Source organism: Micromonospora saelicesensis, from assembly GCF_900091575.1.
Taxonomy (GTDB): Bacteria; Actinomycetota; Actinomycetes; order Mycobacteriales; family Micromonosporaceae; genus Micromonospora; species Micromonospora saelicesensis.
In genome coordinates, this window is the sequence record NZ_FMCR01000005.1 from 536,905 (window position 1) to 559,279 (window position 22,375).

The following is a 22,375-nucleotide window of genomic DNA, read 5'->3' on the forward strand; positions in this document are numbered from 1 at the left end:
CAATCTTCCCCTGCGTGTTCGTTCTCGCTGACCTGAGCGCCCAGGGATGCGGCCATTGAGAGGACCCGGCGATGAGCCTGTCGTTCCCGTTGCACCAGAATCCGAGCCCGGCGAGCGCGCAGCGGCGAGCCGAGATCATGGCGAATCCGGGGTTCGGCACGTACTTCACCGACCACATGGCACGGGCGGTCTGGAGGCCGGACGGCGGCTGGCAGGACTCCGAGATCATCCCCTTCGGTCCGATCCTCATGCACCCGGCGGCGGCCGTACTGCACTACGCCCAGGAGATCTTTGAGGGGATGAAGGCGTACCGGCACAGTGACGGCTCGATCTGGTCGTTCCGGCCGCAGGCCAACGGCGAGCGCTTCGCCCGGTCCGCCCGGCGGCTGGCACTGCCCGAACTGCCGGTGCCGGACTTCATGGCCTCGGTCGAGGGACTGGTCCGTGCCGATCAGGTGTGGGTGCCGGACGAGGACGAATACAGCGTCTATCTGCGGCCGTTCATGTTCGCGTCCGAGCCGTTCCTGGGGGTTCGCCCGGCGAAGGAGATCACCTACATGGTGATCGCCTGCCCGGTCGGGGCGTACTTCTCCGGTGGCGTCAAGCCGGTCTCCATCTGGCTCTCCACCGAGTACACCCGGGCGGCGCGGGGCGGCACGGGCGAGGCGAAGTGCGGCGGCAACTACGCCTCCAGCCTGGCGCCGATGGTCGAGGCCGCCGAGCACGGCTGTGAGCAGGTCTGTTTCCTGGACGCCGCCGAGGGCCGCTACGTGGAGGAGCTCGGTGGCATGAACCTCTACTTCATCACGGCCGACGGCCGGATCATCACGCCGGAACTCGGCACGATCCTCGAGGGCGTCACCCGGGGGTCGATCCTCATCCTTGCCAAGGATCTGGGCCTGGAGGTGGAGGAGCGCCCGGTGGAGATCCGGGAATGGCAGGAGGGCGTGGCCTCCGGCGCGATCACCGAGGTCTTCGCGTGTGGCACCGGCGCGGTGGTCACGCCGGTCGGGCGCCTGGTCTGGGAGGGTGGCGAGGTGACGGCCCCGAAGGCCGGCGCCGAGGACTCGGTGACCATGCGGCTGCGCCGCCACCTGCTCGACATCCAGTACGGTCGGGCCGCCGACCCGTACGGCTGGATGACCCGCCTCGTATGACGAGGAACGCTCGGGACCGGCTGTCCGCGGTGGCACCAGGGCGGGCGGCCGCGTCACGGCGTGCGGTAATGGCCGCTGAGCCGACCGAGCTTCATGGCCAGGTGCAGGCACAGCCGTTCGTTGCCGTCCTTGAGGTCGGTCCCGGCGAGCTGCTCCACCCGTTGCAGCCGGTAGTAGAGCGTCGTCCGGTGCAGTCGGAGCTTCTCGGCCGTCGCGTGCGCGTTGCCCGCCAGGTCGAGGTAGGCCTCCAGGGTCTCCAGCAGCACCTGGTGGGCGTCGTCGCGCAGCAGCCGCTCCAGCCCGGGATGGACACCCGCGACGTCGAGGTGCTGGCTGTCCAGTTGAGACAGCACCCGGTAGATGCCGAGGCCGGCCCAGGAGACCACCCCGCCCAGCGCGGGCAGTTGCGTGCCGACCCGGGCGGCCTGCGCGGCCTCCTGGTAGGACTCCACCGCGCTGGACAGCCCGGCGCGAGGCTGGCCGATCCCGGTTACCGTCCGGTCCACCGAGGCCAGGCCCCGGGTCGCGGTGCCCAGCGCCTCGTTGAGGTGCCCGGCGGCGACTTCCGGTGAGGGCCGGCCGGCGATCCGGTCGCCGCAGATCAGCAGCACGCCGTGGTCGTGCCAGACCAGGTGCAGCGTCTCCCGTACGCCGATCCACCGGCGGGTGGTGACCAGGGCCTGTTCCAGGGCGATCCGGGCCACCTCGTCGGGCTGCCGTCCGGCGGCCGGCACGAGCTGGGCGACGAGCGCGACTGTCGACCCGTCGGCGACCACCACGCCCTCCTCCAGCAGCGCTCGCGCCGCGTGCTCGCGCGCCTGCCGGCTCTCCACCAGCAGGGTGCGGGTGGCCTCGGTCTCCCGCTGTGAGGCGAGTTCACCGAGCAGGTTCTCCCGGTACAGGGCCAGCGACAGGTCGGTGAAGGGGCCGGTCGCGGTGGCGATGTCGGCGTCGGTCATCGAACCGTCCGCGTCGATGAACCAGACGAACCCGAGCAGCAGGTCGTCGTGCCGGATCGGCACGCAGACCCTCGCCAGCAGGTCCAGCTCGGCGCACGCGGGGGTGCGGATCGGCGCGTGCGCCGTGAGCACCCCCATGCCCCGGAACCAGGCGATCACCTCCGGCGTCGTCTGCCGGCGCAGGATCGACGTCCGGCGGACGTCGTCCATCGGGCCGTCGTGCTCGCTGTAGGCGACCACTCGCTGTCGCCGGTCCTCGATGAGGGCGGGTCGGCCCACCCGGGCGGCGACGGCGTCGACGATTCGCTGGAGCTCACCGTGCATCTAACTCCCATGGTTGCCCTGCGTGACAGGGATCGCGCGACCGCCAGTCCTTACCCTCCGGTGCCGGTGGGCCATCGCGCAAGGTCCACTGTCGAAGTCACGACAAAAGACGGGCGGTGTCGCGACGGTTCCGGCATCTGTCCGAAGACCGGGGAGACAGACGTTCCTAAGGTTCCGGTACGGACCGCACCAGCGCCGCCGCGCACGGTGCGGGTGGGATGACGAGCGGTGCGGTGGGGAGGGGATTGCCGAGTGGGAACTGGTAGGCCCGGGCACGGGCGTGGGCCAACCACCTCAAACCCGGCGGGAGAACCGGCATGCACGCCGACCTGGGTTACCTGGGCACCCCATCGATCACCGGCACCCGCAAACCCCGCGGCGCCGAACCCGGCCACGTGCGACGCGCCAGCAACCGAGCGATCAACAACACCCGCGCGGCGGTCGAACGAACGGTCGCGCACCTGGTCAACTGGAAAGTCCTTGACACCGGCTGACGCGGACGCCTCACCGACTTTCCCGAAGTTCTACGCACGGTAACCGGACTGGAAATTTGTCGACCCTGGGGATAACCCCATTCTGAATAGCGCGCCTTCTATAGTGGTGGCGTGAGCCTGAAGGAGTAGGCGGCGGGAACTGGAGTCTCGTACGTGACCGCACGTAGACGCTACGAATCTGGGACGCTGCCTGTTCCCACCTACTGACTTGGGCGTCTGAGCATGGTGGGTGAGCCGTTGATCGGCTTGGCTTCGGGCAAGGGCCAGGTTGGGGTGTATGCCTGCGTGTCGTCGGCCGACCAGGAGACGGACCTCGACCGGCAGGTTGCCCGGGTCATGGTCTGGGTCACCGGGCAGAAACCTCCCGTAGACCGGGTGGTGACCGAGGTCGGCTCGGCGTTCAATGGTCACCGTAAGGGTTCTTCGCTCTGTTGCGCGGCCCGGCTTGTGTCCACGATTGTGGTCGAGCATCGTGATCGGTTCGCCCGGTTCGGTGCTGAGTACGTAGGGGTATTGTCCGCGCAGGGTCGCCGGCGGTTGGTGGTTGACCCGGTCGAGGTTGGCGGCAACCTAGTGCGTGATGTGACGGGGATCCTGACGTCGTTGCGGGCCCATCTGTGCGGACGGCGCGCTGGCGTGAGCCGTGTCCGCCGTGTGATCGAGGCTCTCATAAGGGACAGTCCGGCGTGAAGACGGTTCAGGCGTATCGGTTCGCTCTCGACCTGACTCCGACGCAGGAACGCACGCTGTTAGCGCACGCGGGGGCCGCCCGAGTCGCACACAACTGGGCGCTGGCCCGGGTGAAAGCGGTGATGGACCAGCGGGCCGCCGAACGTTCCTACGGCATAGCAGAGGACCTGCTTACCCCAGCCATGCCGTGGTCACTGTCGGCGTTGCGTAAGACGTGGAACACGGCCAAGCACGAGGTTGCGCCGTGGTGGCGTGAGTGTTCCAAAGAGGCGTTCAACAGCGGCCTCGATGCCCTGGCCCGAGCTTTGAAGAACTGGGCCGATTCCCGATCGGGCAAACGCGCCGGCCGTGCGGTCGGGTTCCCCCGGTTCAAGTCGCGCCGCCGCACCACCCCATCGGTGCGGTTCACCACCGGCGCCATCCGGGTCGAACCCGACCGTACACACGTCGTGTTGCCGAGGTTGGGTCGGATGAAGCTGCACGAGTCGGCGCGGAAACTCGCCCGCCGCCTCGACGCGGGCACGGCGCGGATCATGTCCGCCACGGTGCGCCGCGATGGCGGCCGGTGGCAGGTGTCATTCACCGTCGAAGTGGAACGCGCGCAACGGGCACCGGCGCGCCCAGGCGCGGTGGTCGGCGTGGACGTGGGTGTGAAACACCTCGCGGTGTTGTCGACGGGTGAGTTCGTACCCAACCCACGCCACCTCAACAACGCGCAACGCACGCTACGTGTTCTCGGACGGAGCCTGTCGCGCAAGGTCGGCCCCGACCGGCTGTCCGGGCAGCGGCCGTCCAGGCGGTGGCAGCTTGCTCAAGCCCGGCTCGGGCGGGCACATGCGCGGGTGGCGAACCTGCGCCGCGACAGTCTGCACAAGCTAACCACCGGCCTCGCCCGCGAGTACGGCACAGTCGTAATAGAAGACCTGCACGTGGCCGGGATGCTGCGTAACCGGCGGTTGGCTCGGCACATCTCCGACGCCGGGTTCGCCGAACTGCGCCGCCAACTGGCGTATAAGACCATATGGAACGGCGGTCGGTTGGCCATAGCTGACCGCTGGTATCCCTCTAGTAAGACCTGCTCGGGTTGCGGCGTGGCGAAAACCAAACTCGTCCTGTCCGAGCGGACCTACACCTGCACCTCCTGCGGCCTCATCCTGGACCGGGATCTGAACGCCGCACGTAACCTGGCCGCTCTCGCGGCCCACTGCGATACCGCCGGGAGTGGCCCGGTGGCTGGACGTGGAGCCGACCATAAGACCCGCCTCGGCGGGCCGGTGGCTGTGAAACGTCAACCCGGCACCGCACCCGCGGAAAAGACCGGGACCGTCCCACCGCAAGGCGAGACTGCTGATCGTGTGCCTGCTAGAGCACACTGAGAAGTAACGGGAGTACCGGGCTCTCTTCGACGACGAGCTGGCCCGCCGTGGTGAGGGCGACATTGCAGGCCGCGCCGTCCGGCTGCGCGGTGGTGCCCGGCGTCGGTGGCTACGGCAGCAGGCAGGCCCGCCGGTGGGCGGAGCAGGCCGCCGAGGCCGGCGCGCACGGCGTGCTCGCGCGGCCACCCGACGGGCCCGCCGCCCGCGCCGCCGACGTGGTCGCCCACTACCGGGAGGTGGCGGCGGTCGGCCTGCCGGTGGTCGCCCACAACGACCCGTACGACTCCCGGTTGGACCTCACGCCGGACCTGCTGGCGACCGTCGCCGAGATCGACGGGATCGTCGCGGTCAAGGAGGTCACCGGCGACGTACGCAGGTTGCACCGCCTGCGCGACCTCTGCCCGCACGTCGACGTGCTGGTCGGCGCGGACGACGTGGTGCTCGAACTGGTGCTGTGCGGCGCCACCGGATGGGTCGCCACCCTGCCCAACGCGCTGCCCCGCCAGGCCGTGCGCCTGTACGAGCTGTGCGTCGCCCGCGACCTGGGCCGGGCGCTGCCGCTCTACGCCGAGCTGCACCCGATCCTCGGCTGGGCCTCCCGGCCGGAAGCCGTGCAGGCCGTCAAGCTCGCCATGGAGTGCGCCGGACGGTTCGGTGGGCGGTGCCGCCCGCCGCGCGGACCCCTGTCCGGGACTGCCGCCGACCTGGTGCGCCGGGACGTGCTGCGGGCCCTCGGGGCAACGGCCGATCCGGCTTCCGGGGCCGGCCCTGGCTGATCCGCCGGTGGGCGCCGGTCATTCAGGTGTCGGAAGTCGCCGGCCCACCTGCCGACATCTGCACAGTGACCGGCACCGGCCCGTACTCCTAGATTCGCTGCGCGGTCTGCTGACAGATGTTCCGCGGCACACCCACCGGGACGCCAGCGCCGCGTTCCCTCCGACGAGAGGTGGTTCCGTGCACCGTGCTTCCCCCCACCGCACCCGGCTGAGGCGGGCCGTGCTGGCCGCAGCCGTGGTGACCACGCTCGTGGCGACCGGTGCGGCGCAGGCCGCCGCGGCCCCGGCCAACCCGGCCGGCGGCACCGCGCCGTTCCAGGTCCTCGATCCGCAGGCCTGGCAGAACCCGGACACGATGACCTGGAACGACTACAAGGCCGTGCCCGGCAAGAACTGGGCCGACCCGAGCGTGTCCGGCTCGGTCCGCAACTTCAAGATCGCCCTGGTGGCGCTCGACTATCCTGACGAGACGTTCGCGGTCTCCCAGCGGGCCCGCTCGACGGTCTTCGGCAACCCCCAGTCCGTCGCGACCAACATTCCCCGGGCGGACGTGCCGAAGTTCTACCAGGACTTCCTGAACACGCCGAACACCCTCAACAAGGGTCACACCCTGCACGAGTACTGGATGCAGGACTCCAACGGCCGCTACGGCGTCGACCTCACCGGGTTCGGTCCGTACCAGATGCCGGCCAAGTCCTACCAGTACGGGCTGGACAACGGGTTCAACCCGGGCGCCTGCCCGAGCGGGGACGTGTGCGGCAAGAACATCCGCACCGACGGCCTGGGCGCCTGGCGGGCCGCCGTCGGCGAGGAGGTCGCCAACCAGTACGAGCTGGTGTTCATCCTCAGCGCCGGCCAGGACGAGTCGTCGACCTGGCAGGAGTTCGGGCAGATGATCTTCCAGAACAAGGAGGACGTGCCGGACGCCTGGGGCCCGCCGGACCCCAGCCTGCCGAACTGGGCGAAGACCCGCTACGTGGACTGGACCTCGTGGAAGGCGGCGGCGACACTGTGGCCGAACGCCGGCGGCGGTTCCTCGACGCAGGGGGAGAGCTCCGGCATGGGCGTCTACGCCCACGAGTTGACCCATCTGCTGGGCATCGGCGACAACTACAACAACCCGTACGGCGAGCCGCTGCGCAGGGCGTACACCGGGATCTGGAGCATGATGTCGCGCGGGTCGTTCAACGGCCCGGGTGGTCCGCACACCCGCTGGCAGATCCCGCCGACCAACGGCGGCTCGATGGGCTCGCTGCACACCGTGCGGGACAAGCTCAAGATCGGCCTGCTCGGTGAGGAGCACGTGCTGCGGCTGTCGCGGGAGTCGCTGGCCTCCTCGGGCCTGGTGGTCGCGCAGGTCACGGCGCGGGCGGTCGACGCCGGCCAGAAGGGCCTGAGCGGCGTCAACATCGCGCTGAACAAGGACCTGTCGCCGACGTGTGGTGTCACCACCGACCCGTTGTGCGACGGTGGCAACTTCAACAACTACACGGTCGAGGTCGTCGACCGGATGGGCGCGGACTCCTTCACCCCGGACAGCGGCGTGCTGGTCAGCAAGACGAAGAACGCCGACAGCGCGCCGTTCCAGTGGGTGGTGGACGCCAACCCGCAGGACATCGACATGATCGACTTCTACCGCCCGGACGGCACCCCGCAGAAGATCACCATGGGTGACTACCGGCAGCTCTCCGACGCGCTGTTCCACGCCGGCGCGGACACCGGCAGCCAGTACGAGTACGTCGACGAGGCCAACCGGCTGCACTTCTACATCATCGACCTCAAGCGGGACTCGGCCGGCTCGCTCTCCTACACCGTGGCGGTGCGTTCGCTGGACGGCGCCGGCGGGCCGAGCACGCACGGCGTGCTGCTGGGCAAGGGCGAGGTGAACGGCGGCGGCAAGCCGACCAACCGCGGGGTGACCTGCTCGTTCGAGCTGACCAACACCGGTTCCTACTCGGCCGGCGGGCAGCAGCACCCGGAGGACGTCAGCGCGTACCTGAAGTCGGACGTCTACCGCCTGTCGGCGGAGGTGGCCGGCAAGGGATGGCGGACCTGGCTGCCCAACCAGCTCGCCACCGCGCAGTTCGGCAAGGCCACCACGGTCAAGGTGTCGGTGGGTGCCACCGCCGCCGCCGCGAACACCGGTTTCGTGAAGCTCACCGCGACCTCGGAGAGCGACCCGACGAAGACGGTGACCAAGCAGTGCCGGGTCGAGAAGTCCTGACCGACGCCCGAGGTTGACCCCGTTCCTGCCGGGTCCGCGGCGGAAGGCCGCCACGGACCCGGCAGGCGGACGGAAGGAGGATGACGTGCGGCGAAGCATCACGACTCTGCTGCCCCTGCTGCTGGCCGGAGCGACCGGCTGTGGCACCGTCGGCGCCGCCCAGGAGGCGGTCGATCCGACGACCGTCCGGGTCCTGGTTCGCGACATCAACATCCGGGCCGCGGGCGTGGACTGCGCCGGCACCGGTCCGTACCAGCACTTCCACAACCGGGCGCCGTTCCGCGTGCTGGACCCGGACGGAGCGGCGCTGGCCAGCGGGCAGCTGCCGGCGGGGACCGCGGTGGCTGCCTTCGCCGAGGATCTGGGGGTCGAGCGCCTGCCCACCTACTGCGAGTTCGCCGTCGGAGTGCGCGTGCCGCAACGGGCCTCCTATCGGCTGGAGGTGGACGGCCGCCCGGCGCTCGACCTGACGCCGGACAGCAGCGAAGGCCCGGCGCTGGTGGCGGTGGTCCCGTCATGAGGCGGGCACTCCTGCCGTTGTTGCTGGCGGCGGCGCTGCTGGGCGGATGCAGCACGCCCGAGCCCGAGCCCGCGCCGGCGCCCGCCGGAGGGGCGGCGGCGCTGCCCGGGCCGGTCCCCGCCGACCTGGCGCTGCGCCCGGCGCCCGGCAGCGCCCCGGCCGCCCCGGCGTTCACCGGCGCGCTGACCGACGGCACACCGTTCGCCGCCGCCGAGCTGTGGGCGCAGCGTCCCGTCGTGCTGACCTTCTTCAGCTCCTGGTGCACCACCTGCGCCAGCAGCCAGGCCGCGCTCAGTGAGCTTGCGCGCAGCTATCGGGACCGGGTGGTCTTCGTCGGCGTGGCCGGCGCGGACCAGGCCGACGAGGTCCAGGACTACCTCCGCGCTCACCGGGTGGAGTACCCGGTCGTCCTGGACGACCAGCAGACGATCTGGCGTTCGTACGCGGTGCGGGAGCCGCCGGCCGTCGTGCTGGTGGCCAAGGGTGGCGCCCTGCTCCGCGGCTGGCCGGGTGGGCTGGACGCCCCGACACTCGACCAGCGGCTGCGGGAGCTGGTGCTGGCCGACAAGCCGTAGTCCCGTCGCACAGGCACCTCTGGTGCGGCCCGCGTCGAACCACAACCGGTGAAGTTCCTACACGTGCAGGTGGTGGCACTGGCCACCGGCTCGTAGCGTACGCAGCCTCGGACACATCAAGGAGACTGCATGCCTACAGTGGGAACGCGCTGGCGCACAGGCGTGGCCGTACTGTCCGCGACTGTGCTCGCCGCCCTCGGCGCGGCGCCGCAGGCGCTGGCTGCGGACGGCCCGCCGTCGATCGTCGTCCAGGACGGCGTCACCCAGCCGGTGTTCGGCTACGCCGACGCCATCAGGGAACGACTGTTCATCGACTCCACCTTCGACAGCGACAACGACGGTCTGCGCGACATCATCGCGTTCGACCTGATGCGGCCGGCGGCCACCGCGCAGGGGCTCAAGGCCCCCGTGGTGATGGACGCCAGCCCCTACTATTCGACGGTCTGCCGAGGCAACGAGTCCGAATGCAAGGCGGACCTCGACGGCGACGGGCTGCTCGACAAGTGGCCGCTGTTCTACGACAACTACTTCGTGCCGCGCGGCTACGCGGTCATCCTGCTGGACATGGTCGGCACCAACAACTCCACCGGCTGTCCGACCACAAACGCCAACCAGGACAACCTGAGCGCCAAGCAGGCCATCAACTGGCTCAACGGCCGGGCAACGGCCCGCAACGCCGCCGGTGAGGTCGTCAAGGCGGACTGGCACAACGGCAAGACGGGGATGATCGGCAAGTCGTACGACGGCTCGCTGGCCATGGCCACGGCGGTGACCGGCGTGAAGGGCCTGACCACTGTCGTGCCCATCAGCGGACCGACCGAGTACTACGACTACGTGCGCAGCAACGGCGTGGTCACCCGTGGCAACAGCTACGTGTCGTCGCTGGCCAACACCGTCACCAACCCCGAGCGCCGGGAGTACTGCAAGCCGGTGCGCGACGCGATAGGCGCCGCCGACGGCGACGAGCACGGCGACTACACGGCCTTCTGGAACGAGCGCAGCTACGTCAAGAAGGTCCCCAACGTCACCGCCAGCGTGCTGCTCTACCACGGCCTCAACGACGACAACGTCCGACCGGACCACTTCAGCAAGTTCTGGTACGCCCTGGCGGAGAACAACGTGCCGCGCAAGCTGTGGCTGTCGCAGGAGGGTCACGTCGACCCGTTCGACTCGCGCCGCGCGGTGTGGGTGTCGACGCTGCACCGGTGGTTCGACTTCTGGCTGCAGAACGTCGCCAACGGCATCATGGACGAGCCGCGGGTCGACCTGGAGCGGTCCGCCGACGTGTGGGAGACCCACGCCGACTGGCCGATCCCCGGCAAGGCGGACACCGAGGTGTTCCTGCAGCCCGGCACCACCGGCGCGGGCGGTCTCGGGCTGGTGCCCACCGCGAAGCCGGCGACCGGCGCGTTCCAGGACAGCCGCACGCAGAGCCAGAACACCATGATCCTCAACCCGGACGTGGTGCAGCCCAACCGGCTGGCCTTCCTCTCCGCGCCGCTCTCCGCGCCGCTGCACATCTCCGGCACACCCACAGTGCAACTACGGGCCTCCGCCGACCAGACCGACACCAACCTCGGGGCGATCCTGGTCGACTACGGCACCGACGAGCGGGTGGCGCACCGGGCCTCCGGCGAGGGGATCATCACCCTGACCACTGAGGACTGCTGGGGCCAGAGCAGCCCGACGGACGACGGCTGCTACAAGCAGACCACGAAGCGGGCGGCCACGGCCGACTACGAGCTGGTCACCAAGGGCATCATGGACGCCCAGAACCGGCAGTCGATCCGTGTTGCCGTGCCGCTGGTGCAGGGGGAGTCGTACAACTTCAGCTTCCCGCTGCTGCCGGAGGACTATGTCTTCAAGCCCGGCCACCGGATCGGCGTGATCATCGTGGCCAGCTACCCGCAGTACTCCAGCCAGGCGGACACCACCGCCGCGAATCTGCAGGTCGCGCTGAAGAGCAGCAACATCGTCCTACCCGTGGTCGGCGGTACCGCCGCCGCGCACGCCGCAGGCCTCTGACCGGCTGACCGGCGGGCCGCCACGCGCGGCTCGTCACCGGGACGGCCCGGCGATCAACCCTCCGCGGAGGGCCGACGATCGCCGGGCCGTCCCGCTGCCGACACCCGACGAACTTCGCCGGGGATGCCGCTCGGGCCTCGCGCGGCGATGGTCAGCGGTTCGACACGTCCATCCACACGGTCAGTGGAGCTCGAGGATGATGCCGTCCTCGGATTCGCTGCCGCCCGGGCCGTGGTCGCGGATGATCTCGACGATCATGTCGAACAGCGTCTGACCTCGGCCACGCTGCGCGTTGCTGATCCTGACCTCGATGCTCGCACGATTCGACGGGTGGCAGGTGAGGAGGATCTGCTCCAGCCAGCGGACCGTCGCGTCATGACCGAGCGTCTCCCGGGACATGCCGGAGTTGACCCACCTGAGTACCCAACTGGTCTCCGGGGTGCCGAAGCCGCCGCGCAGGATGTCGTTGAAGGCGTCGAGGCTTCCGTTCCAGGCGCCGGGATACAGCAGCCGCGAGAACTCGCGTACGAAGCCAGCGAAGTCGCCGAACGAGGTGCCGTCGATGACCAGGACGGGACGGGCATCGCTCTGGTTGGTCACGGTGCAAGTATGGGCGCGATCCATGGGCATCCGGATTTGCCGCCCGTGGTGCGCGGCGCCGCTCGCTGGGAAACCCCGTACGCTGGCGTGGTGATCGTGGCCGCGCTGATGCCCGGCCCCAGCGGCCCTTGCGGATCTACCTTGAGCGCTGGCCCATTACCGCGCCGGCAGCGACGGAAACCGCCACCGCCGGCGCGGCGCGGCGTCAGAGCCGTGAGGTGAAGGTGGCCAGGAAGCGGTGCGGGGTGACGACGGCGGCGTTGTCGAAGCAGATGACGTCGACGTCGGCGTTTGTGGTGTACGTCCAGGGTTGGGTGAGGTGGCAGTAGTTGCTGCCGGTGCCCTGCGCCACCACCTGGGCGTGCGTCTCCTTGAGGCCGACCTGCGGGAAGGTCGCCAGGTAGCGGCCGGCGGGCGCCAGCGCCGCCACCGTGTTCGCACCGACACCGAGCACCGAGTTGTCGTTGGTCGGCCCGCCGACGGCGGTACCCAGGTAACCGAAGTGCGAGGGCGGGCCGAGGGAGCCGATCACCGGCCGCCGACGGTGGTACGAGAGGACGAAGTCGGTGTTGACGAACGCGCCTGCCTGGTCGTAGCAGAAGACGTACACCTGGACACCGGTGCCGACCGCGCTCCAGGAGTTGACCTTGCAGCGGCGGGGACCGGCGTTCGGCTGCACGGCGGTGACCTGCACGTTGCCCGCGAGCAGCCCGGCCAATCCCACCCCGGGCAGCCGCACCAGGTACTGCCCGACGCCCAGCGGCCCGACCGTGTTCACCACGCCCGTGGAGTTGTACGACTGCGCCACCAGGCCGCTGCTCCACTGCGCGTACGCGTGGGCGGTGCCGGCCGGCAGCACCCCCGAGCTGGTCGTCCAGAGCACTGTGAACGGAGTGTCATCGCGGGTGCCGCCCGGCTTGTGGCACTGCACGTCGACGATCTCGTCGGCGCCGGACTGGAACCACCGGACCACCTCGCAGTAGTGACCGGTCCGGTTCACCGGGGTCACGTGCGGCACACCCCGTGAGCTGGCACCTATCTGCGGGAAGCGGACCTGGAACCGGCCGGGCGCGAGCTTGATGCCGTCGGCCCAGGCGGCCGGGAACGCGGTCTTCCAGCTACCCCACTGCCGGCTGGTGTCCAGCACGGTCCAGGCCGGCACTGTGGGGTCCTTGACGTACGCGAAGCCCCAGCGGTCGGCGGTGGCCGCCGCGGCCGGCGCCGGCGGCGCGAGCGCGCCGGCGGCCAGGACGGCGGCCAGTGCCGTGGTGACGAACGATCGGAGACGCATCTGTTCCTCCAGTCGACGCGAACATGTCGGAGAGGAGTGTGCGCGCAGTGATCCGATGGTCACAGTCGGCTACCTCGTGCTCTGGTGTCGGCTGTCCGCTACCCGTGACCGAACTTCTGAGCAGTGCCTCGACATCGGCGCCTGGGAGAGGTGGCCGCTGGAGAACTCGAAGGTAGTTGGCGTGCCATGATCGATGGCGATGAGCACCAGGTGGAGTCCGAACGCCTTCTTCGGAAGGCCCGTCAACATCACCTGGCGCAGGTGAACGGTGTTCTTCGTCGTCCCGGAATGTATGGCAGGGACGAGATGGCCGAGCGGCTTCTCCTGGAGGCGATGGCTGCCGTGGATGGGAGCCTGGCTCGGTGGCAATCGGAGTGTGATGGACTGCGGGAACGCGACGCGTTCGCCCCGACGGGTGTCAGGGGTGCGTACTCGTACGTCCTGCCGGTTGAGGCACTGCGTGATGCCACTGCCTCGGTCTACGCCGAGATCGCCCATCGCCTCGGCTGGTTGGAGCTGGACCGGACGTTGGCCGAGCGCACCGGAGGGGCAGCTTCACCCCGGAAGGTGTGAGCCGTAGGCCGACGGGCGATCGGTGTGGGCTTGGATCCAGCTGAAGACAGATGAGGGCTGCTGCCGCTGACCGCATCAGCCGAGACCCCAGGCGCCCTGGTGTGTGGCCCGCCGGCATTCTTGGCTTATCGACTCGACGACCTGCCCGGCGTGGTACCAATACCCAGACAGGCGAAGCCGGCAGGAATGGGCGGCCCATGTCGACAAGGGCAGCAGTGCTGCTTCGAAAGCCTGGGCAACCGCAACGACCGAGCCTGCTGGAACTCTTCTTCGACCTGGTCTTCATCTTTGCCCTCAACCGGGTTTCGCAGCGGTTGGTCGAGGAGCTCACCGAGCAGCGAGTCGTCCTCATGGAGGCTGGCGAGACGCTGTTGTTGCTGCTGGCCTTCATGGTGCTGTGGTTCGTCACGGCATGGGTCACCGACCTCTATGATCCGCAGCGGCCGCAGCTTCAGGTGCTGGTCTACACGGCCATGCTCGGGGCGCTGGTGATGGCAGTCGCGGTGCCGCAGGCGTTCGGGGACAGAAGTCTGGCCTTCGCTGGCGCGTACGTCGCCGTCCACATCGTTCGTGGGCTGATCATCGTGCCGCTACTGCGTGGCCACGAAGCTCAGCGCCGAGCGGCCGGGGTGTTCTTCTGGTTCGCGTTGTCGGCCGTGCCGTGGATCGCCGGCGCGATCGTGACGGATCTGGCCCGCAGCCTGTTGTGGACGCTCGCGATCGCCATCGACGGCGCGGCACTGCTGCTGTTCTACCCCGCGCCGTGGTCCCGCCCCACCCAACGGCAGTGGCCCGTTCTGGCCGAATACCTGTCTGAGCGCTACCGACAATTCTTCATCATTGCGCTGGGCGAACTGATTTTGACGACCGGCTCGGCCTACAGCGACACATCGTTCCGGCAGGGCGGGGCCGCGGCAGCCTTCGCGGTTTCATTCATCACCACTGTGCTGCTGTTTCGCGTCTACGTCTTCAGGGCGGGTCAGCTGTTGCCCGAAGCCATCAGAGCCGCCGCTGAGCCAGCGCACCTCATCCGGGAGGCTTTCCTCGCGCACGTACTCATGGTGGCCGGGATCGTCGCCGTCGCCGTCGGATACGAAATCGTGATCGAACATCCGTTCGGGCACACCAACGCGGCGTGGATCCTCGTTGTCCTCGGCGGACCGATGCTCTTCCTGATCGGGCGGGCCCTGGTGGAACATGCCGTATTCGCCCGGGTGTCCCGCTCCCGGATCATCGGCGCTCTGGCGCTTGCCGGCGCCTCGCCGTTCATGATCCTTCTGCCGCCGCTGGCGGTGGCCGTCACCGCCGTCATCGTCCTCGCCGGCATCGCCGCTTCCGACGCCGCCCACGCCCGGGGAAAACCGCCCGAACGGCCGCACCCGGCCAACTCCAGGCAGTGAGCGGCGGACGCGCCCTAGCTTCGAGGAAGCACGGTGATGGCCACGACGGCACTGTTGACGACGGTGGCCGTCACGGTGCGGGTGACGGCCGCCGCCGCGGCGTCGGCACCCCAGTTGCCCCGCTCGAGTTCCTTGGCTCGGCTGATCACCGATGACGTCCACGGGATCTCGCGGTGGAACTGCGGGAGCGTTCCGCTCGCCGAGAGCAGCGCCGCGAGCGCGGCGACACGGGCCTGCGGCTCCGCACCGTCCACGAGGACCCGACGCACGTCGGCGAGCAGGCGGGCCCGTCGTTCGGTCCTGCCCTCCCGCAGGGCTGTCGTCCGGAACAGGCCGAGCACCTTACGGGGCTCCTGGTCGATGTCGCCTCGCGCAATGAGCCGCTCCAACACCGGCTTGCGCAGGGCTGGACCGATCGCGGCCAGGGCCGTCTGCACCCCCCTTGGTTTCTCGGCGAGGTAGTCCCACGCCGGACGCAGGAGACCATCCGATGGTGGGTGGCCCGACACGCTCCGGAGCCGCTCCCGGTCCGTCGTTGTCAGGTGGTCGCCGAGGGCGAGGTCCGCGAGGACGGCGCCGCCGAGGACGTAGAAGAGGGTGTTCTCTCCCGCGATGGTCCCGGACCTGGGTTGGAACAGGAGCAGCAGGAGATCTTCCACCAGGGTCGGCGCGTCCGACAGGGCTTCGGTGGTCATCGGCGGGGCTCCCAGCGGAAGAGTCGGGTGGCCAGGGCGACGGCGACGACGACCCAGCCGAGCGTGGGCGCGAGCAGGAGCAGGGAGTCGGTCACGGCGACGCCGCCGTTCCAGGCGTTCATGGTCAGTTCGGTGGCCGCGCCACCGGGCAGCAGCCGCTTGAGCCAGGCGAGGTTCTCGGTGCCGGAGATTCCCACCCAGCTGGCCATGGCGATCACGCCGAGGGTAACGGGCAGGGTGGTGACCTGGGCGTGTTCGGGAGAGTTGGTCAGCCCGGCCGTGGCCAGCGCCAGGCCGATCATCATGGCCACGGTCGCGAGGACCGCCACCACCAGCAGGGCGACGTTCGCCGGTCCGCCGGCGACCACGGCCAGGGCGGTCAGGATCGCGGTCACCTGCACCACGGCGAGAAGGAGTACGGGCAGCAGCAGGCCGGCGAGAATACCGGCGTCGCCTTCGGCGGTGGAGCGCAGACGCTTGAGGAAGAGATTCTGTCGCCGGGAGGCCAGGGTGGTGACGGCGGTGGCGTAGAGCCCGAACGCGGCGACCGTGAACACGACGATCGCGGCGATGTAGCCGAGGCTCCCGATGGCGGCGTAGGTCTCGTGCTGACGGACGAAGAACGCACAGACCGCGACCGGGATGATGAGGCTGGTGATCAGCACCAGCCGGTTGCGGAAGATCTGGATCAGTTCGCTGGACGCGATGGACAACACGGTGAGGCTCCTCGCGGAAGATCGAATCAACTGTTGATGGCGCGGAAGACGTCGTCGAGCCGGGTCGGCCCTGCCGCCAGGTCCCGCAGTTCCACGGCGTGGTCGTGCGCCCAGCCGAGCAGGAGGTGCAGGTCCTTCTGCAGCTCGAAGGTCTCGACCGTGACCTTTCCGTCCGCGTCGACGGCGGCCCGCACCGGCAGCGTCGGCGCCGGTGTCGGGAGGGAGAAGCGGATGACCGCGGGCAGGGTGCGGGTCAGCTCGGAGACGGTGCCTTCCCGGTGGAAGGCACCCTCGTGCATCAGCCCGATCCGGTCCGCGCGTTGTTGTGCCTCCTCCAGGTAGTGCGTGGTGAGCACGATGGTCGCGCCGTTCTCCCGGAGCCGGTCCACCGTCGTCCAGACGGCGTCGCGGGACTGAATGTCGAGGCCGGTGGTCGGCTCGTCCAGGAAGATCAGCTCCGGGGTGCCGTAGACCGCGGTGGCGAAGTCGAGCCGCCGCTTCTCCCCGCCGGACAGCTGCGACACCTTGCGGCCGGCTCGGCCGGTGAGGTCGACAAGGTCGAGCACCCGGTCGACGTCGTCGGTGCGTCGGGTGAGCCGACCGACCAGACCGACGGACTCACGGACGGTGAGGTCCGGGGAGAATCCGCTCTCCTGGAGCATGACCCCCATTCGGGGACGTACCGCTCGCCGGTCGTCGGGGCTGTGCCCGAAGACGCGCACGGTGCCCGAGGTTGGCCTCCGGTGTCCCTCGACAACCTCCAGGGTCGAGGTTTTTCCGGCTCCGTTGGTGCCCAGCAGTGCGTAGAGCTCGCCGGGTCGTACCTCGAAGGAGAGGTCCTTGACGGCGTGGAAGTCGCCGTAGGTGAGGTTCAGCCGTTCGACTTCGATGACGGGTGTGGTGGACATGCACCAATGACAGCGCGGGCGCGGCCGACCCGTCAGTGGCACCACGTCATCACCACATGTGACGTGGTGTCACTGGTCGTGGCCCCGGGCTGCCGGATACTGAGGTGGTGACCGGGAGATCGCCACGCTTCACCGAGTCGACGCAGGGAAGGCTGCGCCGGCTCAACCTGGCCACGTCACTGCCGCCGGTGGTGTTCGCCGCGGTGGTCCTGCTCTACACCGACGCGCGTACCTGGTGGCACGTCGTCGTCCTGGCGCCGGGGGCCGTGGCGGCCGTGGTGGCCTTCGAACGGTGGACGGCCAACGACCTCGCCCGGGTCGCGCTGCCCTGTCTGGTCGTTGCGGCAGCGGTCTGGCCGCTCGGGGTCCTGGTGACCGGCAGCCCCAACGCCTACTGGGGTGTCTGCGCCGTAGGTTCGCTTGCCCTGCGCGAGGTGCGACGACGCCGGAAGCTGGTGATGGCCGGGCTGTTCGGCTACGTCGCCGCCGTCGGCGCGGCACGGCTGCTGGTGCAGCGGGACGACATCGGTCACGTCCTGGTCACCTACGTTCTCATCCCGACCGTCCTCACCGTCGTCGTGACGGTCTTCACCGTGGTGGGCGAGCGGTTCTACGACCTCATCCGGGAACTCGAACAGACTCGGGAACGCGAGGCGGAGCTGGCCGTGGTCCGGGAGCGCGTGCGGTTCGCCAGCGACCTGCACGACATTCAGGGCCACACCCTGCACGTGGTCAAGCTGAAGATCGCCCTGGCCCAGCGACTGCTGCTCCGCGACACCGCTCGGGCGGAGAAGGAGCTGCGGGAGACGTACACGCTGGTCAGCGACACCATCGCGCAGACCAAGGAACTCGCCTACGCGCAACGGCGGCTCAACCTCACCGCCGAGATGGAGAACGCGAAGAACCTGTTCGAGGCCGCCGGCATCCGGGTCCGGGTGACCCGGGAGGCCGAGGTCGATGCCCGCGCCAGCGAACTGCTCGGGCAGGTGCTGCGCGAGACGACCACGAACATCCTGCGGCACGCGCAGGCCACCCAGGTGCAGATCACGCTCGCCGCGTCGGGCATCACCATCGTCAACGACGGCGTGACCGCCACCACGCCCCCGGAGCTCAGGGGACTGGCGGCACTGAGGCAACGGGTGGCGGGCGACGGGGGTGAGCTGACCGTGGAACAGGAGGACGGGCGGTTCCTGACCGCCGCGGTCCTCCCACCCGCTCGGGCCGACGCGGCCCCGAGGGTCGGCGGGAAGGACGGCCGATGACCAGCATCGTGCTCGCCGACGACGAGGCGCTGCTGCGCACGGCCCTGGCCGCGCTGCTGCCGATGGAGGGCGACATCAGCGTTCTCGCCGAGGCGCAGGACGGCCGGACGGCGATCGCCGCCACCCTGCGGCACCGGCCCGACGTGCTGGTCATCGACCTGGAGATGCCGGGCGTGGACGGCCTGGGCGCGGTCGCCGAGATCCGCCGCGAGCGACCGGAGCAGGTGATCCTCATGCTGACCCGACATGCCCGCCCCGGCGTGCTGCGCAAGGCGCTGAAGCTCGGCGTCCAGGGCTTCGTCAGCAAGTCCGCCGAGCCAGCCCACATCGCCTCGGTCATCGCCACCCTGCATTCGGGAAAGCGCTGGATCGACCCGGACGTGTCCGTGCTCGCCGTCACCGAGGACTGCCCCCTCACCGACCGTGAAGCCGACGTCCTGCGGGTCACCGGCGAGGGCTACTCGGTCGCCGACATCGCCGCTCGGCTCCACCTCGCTCCGGGTACCGTCCGCAACTACCTCTCCAATGCGATGCGCAAGACTCAGACCCGGACCCGCCACGAAGCGGCCCGCTACGCCCGCGAACACGACTGGCTGTAGAAGCGTCCACCGTCGCTCAAACCGTCAGTAGTCGGTGAAGGCATTGACCCAGGCGGGCAGCTGTTCGGACGGGAGGAAAGCCTGGAGGTCTCCGACTGTCTGTGTCGCCGTGCCCCACACCTCGTACGGGCTCCCGGCGCTGATCGGGGTGCGGTCGTGCAGCAGTCCGTGGAGCAGCTCCAGGGTGATGGCATCCACCCGGCCGTGGAGCCGGGCGGTGTGCATCAACGCGAGCAGGCTCTGCCGGCGGGTCTCCGGATTCGGCGAGCGTAACCCGCGGGCGACCCTGGGCAGGACCGCGTCGGTGTCGGGGTTGTTGTAGACCAGAGCGATCAGTGCGGCCCCGACGTGCTCTTCCCCGCGGTCGAAGGCCGCGTCGATGTCCGCGGGCTCCTGGCAGCGGTTGAGGTTGCTGGCCCGCTCCCAGTCAAGGTCGACGGGCTCGGCGTCGTCGCCCTCCGGGGCACTGTCGCCCGCGGCCGCATAGATCACCCGCCGAGTGTCCGCCAAGGCGGGCAGGACATCCAGCAGGGTGGCGGCGATTTCGCCTGCCAACCGGGGGACATCGTGTACGCCATCGACGGTCTACGGTGCTGACGTGGCAGCGGCATGCAGCACCAGCGCCGCTGATGTCCACAGCACACACGGGGGAGTATCCATGGATCAGTCGTATGACTCCGTCGCCGCCTGGCGGACCGCCGGCGAGGCCGGTGACGCCGCCGGCGCGGTCGCCGCCCTCAGCCCCGATGTCACAGTGGTCTCGCCGATCACCGAGCAGTTCACCTTCCAGGGCCGCCAGCAGGTACGCACCTTGCTCGAAGTGGCCCTGGCCGCGATCGATGACATCACCTACACCGACCAGGTCGCCGAGGGCCGTACGGTGGCGCTCTTCTATGAGGCGCAGGTCGGCGCCGTGCGCCTCTACGAGGCCCAGCGACTGCGCCTGGGCGCCGACGGCCTGATCACTGACATCACCCTCTACGTCCGACCCTTGCCGGCGCTCACCCTGCTGATGGCTCGCCTCGGGCCCGACCTGGCCCGACGCAACGGACAGCCGGGCCTGGCCCGGCTGATCCCGCTCGCCAGCGGCGCGATGCACTCGATGGCCGCCACCGGCGAACGGAGAATCATGCCGAGAGTGGCACCCCGGTAGCAGCAATCGCCGCCAGAACCCCCGCTGCCGATCGGAGGCGCCCTCGTCCAGCCGGGTTTGGTGCTCCCGCACCTCGCTCTCGTGGGGGAGTGGAACCCACCCAGGGCGGGAGGCGTCACGGTGCTGCGTTGGCGAGAGTGCTGGTATGCAAGCTCTCAGAGGCCGTCCCTGGGCGTACGGTGCCTTGGCCTGGTTGATCTTCTTTGTGGTGTCCCACGTGATCCTGGTGTTCTTTCCTGGGCCCGATCCAACCGGTGACGGACCGTGGGGCATGAGGGCCTACGTGATCTTCAACGTGGTGCTCATCTCGATGTCGGCCATCGGAGCGGCCGTCGTTCTGGCCACGGTCCGTCCGCCGGCTCGACGTCTTCCCCGGTGGCTGCTTCTGACGCCACTGTTGTTCGGCAGCATCCTGCTCGTCTTCCGGGGTGTTCCAGGAATGGTCGAGAATTTGCTGATGGTCACCGGTATCCGTCGCGGTGGTTTCGTGGGGGTGGCGGACATCTCCACTGGCGAGTTCTGGACCGGCATCGGAATCAACACCTACTTCTTCGCAGGAGCAGTGCTGTTGGTTGGGACAACCGTTTCGTACGGCCGACGATCAGCGAGCCCGTTTCGGTGAGGCGTACCCGTCGTCCGCGCGGGCGATCTCCTGCCGCAACAGCGCCGCCTCGTCGTCGCGGTCACAGAGCAACAGCACCGTGAACTCTGGCTGGCCGAACGGGCTGGCCCAGTGATGTACGGCCTGCGACAGGATCTGGAACAGCGTGTGCCGGTCCTCGGCACTGCTCGACAGCACCCGGGGCGCGTTCTCGACAACGATGAGATACCCGTCCGCGGGCAACCAGTTCAGATCGCGGAGACAGTCGGACAACGCGTCCCAGTTCCAGCCGAAGTAGCCCGGAAAGAACAGCGCGTCGGAGAACTCGTAGAAGGCGTGGTCCGCATCCGTCATCCTCGCTCCGTCGAGCCGGGCCACGACGAACCTGCCCGCTGCCGGTAACACCGCCGACAGCTCGACCAGGGCACTGCGCGAGCAGACCACGACCTGATCGGTGGAGCCGTTCCATCGGCTGCTCATCACACGATGACCAGGTTGGCCATGTCGACGACCGGCCGGTAGCCGAGGGCGGCGTAGAGCTTGTTCGACGTCGGGTTGGCCTGGTCGGTGAACAGGCAGACCCGCGCGCCCTCGGCCTGGATACGGCGGGAAACCTCCGCGACCGCGTTGCCGGCCCAACCACGCCCCCGCTGGGCCGGCGGTGTGTACACCGGGCCCAAGCGGGCCACTCCGAACGACGGTGGGTTGGCACCGGTGAGGTGCACCGGCTCCCCGGTCTCGTCGACCCAGAACCACAGCCGTCCGGCGTGGATCCGACGCAGCACCTCCGCGTGGTCGGGCGCTTCGTGCGCACTCGTACCGCGCGGGCGGCCCGCCTGTTCGTCGGCGTCGCCCATGAACGCGGCGAGCCACTCCGTGACCAGTCCCGCGTCGTCCTCGGTCGCGGCCACCAAGCCGCCAGGCACTGGTGGTGGCCACGTCAGCTCGCCGAGCTCGTGCAGCCGTGTGTGCTGGGAGACCTGGACTTCGCCCCCACCGAGCCGGGCCAGCGCGGTGGCGCACAGGTCGACCGCGGGCAGGGCCCCGTTGACCGCGAGGATCTCCTCCCCGCGATCGTGCAACGCGTGGGCCAGCGCAACGGCCGCCTCGTCGGGCATGGGCAGCAGGAATGGCGGATAGGGTGCGTACGGCGCCGAGCGCATCCCGGCACCGACCACGGTGCCGGAGTCGTCGCTGACCACCAGCCACCAGTTGCGGTCGGACTGCGGGATCCCCTCGGCCCGCTGCGACAACAGCCGGTGCGCGATGGTGGTCACGACAGTGCTGACGACCGGATCGGTGCCCAGGTGGTCGCCCGCAGCGGCCAGGAACTCGCCCGGATCGCTGAGGAACCGCAGCCGCAGTCCGGTCCTCGGGACAATGCTCATCCGCGTACGCTAGCCACCTCCTGCCGGATCGACGCAGTAATTTTGTGCTGCGGAGGACCTGTAAGCGGC

The 22,375-nt window shown here is 69.4% G+C and carries 23 protein-coding genes and 1 pseudogene; 15 read left to right on the forward strand and 9 right to left on the reverse strand.

The genetic code is table 11. The features are described from left to right. Positions 1-71 precede the first annotated feature (71 nt). On the forward strand, positions 72-1,157 hold the full coding sequence (locus GA0070561_RS23600) for a branched-chain amino acid aminotransferase (RefSeq protein WP_091404994.1): 1,086 nt from the start codon (positions 72-74) through the stop codon (positions 1,155-1,157). 53 nt (positions 1,158-1,210) lie between these two features. On the opposite strand, the gene GA0070561_RS23605 is transcribed toward GA0070561_RS23600, so the two are convergent. Then, positions 1,211-2,440 carry a PucR family transcriptional regulator gene (locus tag GA0070561_RS23605; protein WP_091404997.1) on the reverse strand — a complete coding sequence of 410 codons (1,230 nt, stop codon included), beginning with the start codon at positions 2,438-2,440 and terminating at the stop codon, positions 1,211-1,213. Positions 2,441-2,757: 317 nt separating this feature from the next. Here GA0070561_RS23605 and GA0070561_RS33740 point away from each other — a divergent pair, with 317 nt between their 5' ends. The 8 genes and pseudogenes from GA0070561_RS33740 (at position 2,758) to GA0070561_RS23640 (ending at position 11,120) form a co-directional block, all read left to right on the forward strand. Continuing rightward, positions 2,758-2,934: a hypothetical protein gene (locus GA0070561_RS33740; RefSeq protein WP_167362478.1), complete on the forward strand. Its 177-nt coding sequence runs from the start codon at positions 2,758-2,760 to the stop codon at positions 2,932-2,934. Positions 2,935-3,087: 153 nt separating this feature from the next. Then, positions 3,088-3,624: pseudogene (locus GA0070561_RS23610) on the forward strand (IS607 family transposase). After that, positions 3,621-5,000, forward strand: coding sequence for an IS607 family element RNA-guided endonuclease TnpB (gene tnpB, locus GA0070561_RS23615; protein ID WP_091405000.1), 1,380 nt, complete (start codon positions 3,621-3,623; stop codon positions 4,998-5,000). Before GA0070561_RS23610 ends, tnpB begins: the two are co-directional and overlap by 4 nt. Then, complete coding sequence (locus GA0070561_RS23620) at positions 4,997-5,776, forward strand: dihydrodipicolinate synthase family protein (protein ID WP_091405002.1); 780 nt, start codon at positions 4,997-4,999, stop codon at positions 5,774-5,776. Before tnpB ends, GA0070561_RS23620 begins: the two co-directional genes overlap by 4 nt. Positions 5,777-5,954: 178 nt before the next feature. Next, positions 5,955-8,000 carry a M6 family metalloprotease domain-containing protein gene (locus tag GA0070561_RS23625; RefSeq protein WP_244166403.1) on the forward strand — a complete coding sequence of 682 codons (2,046 nt, stop codon included), beginning with the start codon at positions 5,955-5,957 and terminating at the stop codon, positions 7,998-8,000. 85 nt (positions 8,001-8,085) lie between these two features. Then, positions 8,086-8,520, forward strand: a complete 435-nt coding sequence (locus GA0070561_RS23630) for a hypothetical protein (protein WP_091405006.1) — start codon at positions 8,086-8,088, stop codon at positions 8,518-8,520. Beyond that, positions 8,517-9,095: a TlpA family protein disulfide reductase gene (locus tag GA0070561_RS23635; protein ID WP_091405009.1), complete on the forward strand. Its 579-nt coding sequence runs from the start codon at positions 8,517-8,519 to the stop codon at positions 9,093-9,095. Before GA0070561_RS23630 ends, GA0070561_RS23635 begins: the two co-directional genes overlap by 4 nt. Positions 9,096-9,224: 129 nt before the next feature. Further along, complete coding sequence (locus GA0070561_RS23640; RefSeq protein ID WP_091405012.1) at positions 9,225-11,120, forward strand: CocE/NonD family hydrolase; 1,896 nt, start codon at positions 9,225-9,227, stop codon at positions 11,118-11,120. Positions 11,121-11,300: 180 nt separating this feature from the next. On the opposite strand, the gene GA0070561_RS23645 is transcribed toward GA0070561_RS23640, so the two are convergent. After that, positions 11,301-11,720: a barstar family protein gene (locus GA0070561_RS23645; protein WP_091405013.1), complete on the reverse strand. Its 420-nt coding sequence runs from the start codon at positions 11,718-11,720 to the stop codon at positions 11,301-11,303. Between the two features lie 205 nt (positions 11,721-11,925). Beyond that, a complete protein-coding gene (locus GA0070561_RS23650) occupies positions 11,926-13,011 on the reverse strand; it encodes a hypothetical protein (RefSeq protein WP_091405016.1) in 1,086 nt (361 codons plus the stop codon). A gap of 186 nt (positions 13,012-13,197) precedes the next feature. Here GA0070561_RS23650 and GA0070561_RS23660 point away from each other — a divergent pair, with 186 nt between their 5' ends. Continuing rightward, a complete protein-coding gene (locus tag GA0070561_RS23660; protein WP_141710440.1) occupies positions 13,198-13,584 on the forward strand; it encodes a hypothetical protein in 387 nt (128 codons plus the stop codon). Positions 13,585-13,799: 215 nt separating this feature from the next. Next, positions 13,800-14,984 carry a low temperature requirement protein A gene (locus tag GA0070561_RS23665; protein WP_244166404.1) on the forward strand — a complete coding sequence of 395 codons (1,185 nt, stop codon included), beginning with the start codon at positions 13,800-13,802 and terminating at the stop codon, positions 14,982-14,984. A 14-nt stretch (positions 14,985-14,998) separates the two neighbouring features. On the opposite strand, the gene GA0070561_RS23670 is transcribed toward GA0070561_RS23665, so the two are convergent. From GA0070561_RS23670 to GA0070561_RS23680, 3 genes are read right to left on the reverse strand one after another with little or no spacing between them, the layout of a single operon-like run. After that, positions 14,999-15,679 (reverse strand): GOLPH3/VPS74 family protein, encoded by a 681-nt coding sequence (locus tag GA0070561_RS23670; RefSeq protein WP_091405030.1) that lies wholly within the window; start codon positions 15,677-15,679, stop codon positions 14,999-15,001. After that, positions 15,676-16,395, reverse strand: coding sequence for an ABC transporter permease (locus GA0070561_RS23675; protein WP_091405033.1), 720 nt, complete (start codon positions 16,393-16,395; stop codon positions 15,676-15,678). The genes GA0070561_RS23670 and GA0070561_RS23675 overlap by 4 nt, the downstream gene beginning before the upstream one ends. Before the next feature lie 26 nt (positions 16,396-16,421). Next, positions 16,422-17,303 (reverse strand): ABC transporter ATP-binding protein, encoded by an 882-nt coding sequence (locus tag GA0070561_RS23680; protein WP_091405037.1) that lies wholly within the window; start codon positions 17,301-17,303, stop codon positions 16,422-16,424. Between the two features lie 107 nt (positions 17,304-17,410). Between GA0070561_RS23680 and GA0070561_RS23685 the strand changes: the two genes are divergently transcribed. Further along, positions 17,411-18,565, forward strand: a complete 1,155-nt coding sequence (locus tag GA0070561_RS23685; RefSeq protein ID WP_091405344.1) for a sensor histidine kinase — start codon at positions 17,411-17,413, stop codon at positions 18,563-18,565. Next, positions 18,562-19,164: a response regulator transcription factor gene (locus GA0070561_RS23690; RefSeq protein WP_091405042.1), complete on the forward strand. Its 603-nt coding sequence runs from the start codon at positions 18,562-18,564 to the stop codon at positions 19,162-19,164. The genes GA0070561_RS23685 and GA0070561_RS23690 overlap by 4 nt, the downstream gene beginning before the upstream one ends. A 24-nt stretch (positions 19,165-19,188) precedes the next feature. Here the strand turns inward: GA0070561_RS23690 and GA0070561_RS23695 are convergent, their stop codons facing one another. Beyond that, a complete protein-coding gene (locus tag GA0070561_RS23695; protein WP_091405347.1) occupies positions 19,189-19,656 on the reverse strand; it encodes a hypothetical protein in 468 nt (155 codons plus the stop codon). A gap of 166 nt (positions 19,657-19,822) precedes the next feature. Here GA0070561_RS23695 and GA0070561_RS23700 point away from each other — a divergent pair, with 166 nt between their 5' ends. Continuing rightward, positions 19,823-20,317 (forward strand): nuclear transport factor 2 family protein, encoded by a 495-nt coding sequence (locus tag GA0070561_RS23700; protein ID WP_091405046.1) that lies wholly within the window; start codon positions 19,823-19,825, stop codon positions 20,315-20,317. Between the two features lie 217 nt (positions 20,318-20,534). Then, complete coding sequence (locus GA0070561_RS23705; RefSeq protein ID WP_141710441.1) at positions 20,535-20,939, forward strand: hypothetical protein; 405 nt, start codon at positions 20,535-20,537, stop codon at positions 20,937-20,939. Here the strand turns inward: GA0070561_RS23705 and GA0070561_RS23710 are convergent. Together GA0070561_RS23710 and GA0070561_RS23715 are read right to left on the reverse strand one after the other, a co-directional pair. Beyond that, positions 20,919-21,398: a barstar family protein gene (locus GA0070561_RS23710; protein ID WP_091405060.1), complete on the reverse strand. Its 480-nt coding sequence runs from the start codon at positions 21,396-21,398 to the stop codon at positions 20,919-20,921. The genes GA0070561_RS23705 and GA0070561_RS23710 overlap by 21 nt on opposite strands. Then, positions 21,398-22,306 carry a GNAT family N-acetyltransferase gene (locus tag GA0070561_RS23715; RefSeq protein WP_091405065.1) on the reverse strand — a complete coding sequence of 303 codons (909 nt, stop codon included), beginning with the start codon at positions 22,304-22,306 and terminating at the stop codon, positions 21,398-21,400. The genes GA0070561_RS23710 and GA0070561_RS23715 overlap by 1 nt, the downstream gene beginning before the upstream one ends. Positions 22,307-22,375 lie beyond the last annotated feature (69 nt).

Coding starts and splice junctions, on each gene's coding strand:
- GA0070561_RS23690 (WP_091405042.1), top strand. CDS start 18,562: ATGACCAGCATCGTGCTCGCCGACGACGAGGCGCTGCTGCGCACGGCC.
- GA0070561_RS23650 (WP_091405016.1), bottom strand. CDS start 13,011: ATGCGTCTCCGATCGTTCGTCACCACGGCACTGGCCGCCGTCCTGGCC.
- GA0070561_RS23710 (WP_091405060.1), bottom strand. CDS start 21,398: ATGAGCAGCCGATGGAACGGCTCCACCGATCAGGTCGTGGTCTGCTCG.
- GA0070561_RS23660 (WP_141710440.1), top strand. CDS start 13,198: ATGATCGATGGCGATGAGCACCAGGTGGAGTCCGAACGCCTTCTTCGG.
- GA0070561_RS23715 (WP_091405065.1), bottom strand. CDS start 22,306: ATGAGCATTGTCCCGAGGACCGGACTGCGGCTGCGGTTCCTCAGCGAT.
- GA0070561_RS23700 (WP_091405046.1), top strand. CDS start 19,823: ATGGATCAGTCGTATGACTCCGTCGCCGCCTGGCGGACCGCCGGCGAG.
- GA0070561_RS23680 (WP_091405037.1), bottom strand. CDS start 17,303: ATGTCCACCACACCCGTCATCGAAGTCGAACGGCTGAACCTCACCTAC.
- GA0070561_RS23605 (WP_091404997.1), bottom strand. CDS start 2,440: ATGCACGGTGAGCTCCAGCGAATCGTCGACGCCGTCGCCGCCCGGGTG.
- GA0070561_RS33740 (WP_167362478.1), top strand. CDS start 2,758: ATGCACGCCGACCTGGGTTACCTGGGCACCCCATCGATCACCGGCACC.
- GA0070561_RS23600 (WP_091404994.1), top strand. CDS start 72: ATGAGCCTGTCGTTCCCGTTGCACCAGAATCCGAGCCCGGCGAGCGCG.
- GA0070561_RS23670 (WP_091405030.1), bottom strand. CDS start 15,679: ATGACCACCGAAGCCCTGTCGGACGCGCCGACCCTGGTGGAAGATCTC.
- GA0070561_RS23635 (WP_091405009.1), top strand. CDS start 8,517: ATGAGGCGGGCACTCCTGCCGTTGTTGCTGGCGGCGGCGCTGCTGGGC.
- GA0070561_RS23640 (WP_091405012.1), top strand. CDS start 9,225: ATGCCTACAGTGGGAACGCGCTGGCGCACAGGCGTGGCCGTACTGTCC.